At 61.6% G+C, this 878-nt stretch carries 2 protein-coding genes; both read left to right on the top strand.

The window, feature by feature from the left end:
• Window positions 1–314: 314 nt before the first annotated feature.
• A complete protein-coding gene (locus AC0L2Y_RS34505) occupies window positions 315–500 on the top strand; it encodes a hypothetical protein (RefSeq protein ID WP_147377831.1) in 186 nt (61 codons plus the stop codon).
• The coding region (locus AC0L2Y_RS34500; RefSeq protein WP_473562327.1) for a recombinase family protein at window positions 487–878 on the top strand (392 nt) is incomplete at its 3' end. The genes AC0L2Y_RS34505 and AC0L2Y_RS34500, both read left to right, overlap by 14 nt.

Raw genomic sequence — 878 nt, 5'->3', positions numbered from 1 at the left:
GCAATCTCGGGGTCATTCTGCCCATGTTGGGCAGGAGGTCGAAGTCCATTATCGCTGGCATCCGTATTTCGGACGCCGGCTTCGCTGCGAGAACAGCGAAGAACGCGCCAACGGTCGGATCATTCATCTCGTCATCGTGCCTGGGCATGTCATTACCGCTCCGGCCTGGATGATAGATCCCGTGGCGTGCGCAGCAATGGATCTGGGATCCCCGCGCGCGTCGCTTGCTGCACTGCTTGAACTGAACAAGCTCTTGATCCAGCGCCGTTTCCGGCGAGGCTCTCCGGATGGTTTCATCATCGGGGAGACTCAAAATGAGAACCTTGCCGCCACCGACACGATCTCTCGTGATCGTTCGCCAGCTCAGCATGCCGCTCGACTCGCACAAGCTAGTCGGGCTGAGCGCAGCGCAACGAACGATCGTGATCGCCCGGCTCGCCAATGTGCTGATGGCCGCCGCCGGCATCGTGACGGAGGAGAGCCGCGATGACGAGCAGTAATCTGATTCCGGCCACCATCCTCAAGCGCAAGGCCGTCGTCTATGTACGTCAGTCCACGCAGGCGCAAGTGCAGCTCAATCTTGAGAGCCAGCGTCGGCAATATGAGCTGGTCGACGTCGCGCGGCGCTGGGGATTCCGCAAGGTTGAGGTGATCGACGAGGACTTGGGACGCACCGCAAGTGGAGCTGTGGAACGTCCCGGTTTCGAGCGCCTGGTCGACGATCTGTGCACCGGTCATGTGGGCGCTGTGCTTTGCCTGGAGGCGTCCCGCCTGTCTCGCAACGGACCGGACTGGCATCGGCTGCTCGAGTTGTGCGGCGAAGTCGATGCACGGGTGATCGATCTGGACGGAGTCTACGATCCGGGGCTGCCGAACGA

The organism is Mesorhizobium sp. WSM4830 (assembly GCF_055811495.1).
This window is presented reverse-complemented; position numbering and strand designations above follow the sequence as displayed.

What these genes read in the sequence shown, in the direction of transcription:
- AC0L2Y_RS34505 (WP_147377831.1), top strand. Translation starts at nt 315, where the DNA reads ATGAGAACCTTGCCGCCACCGACACGATCTCTCGTGATCGTTCGCCAG.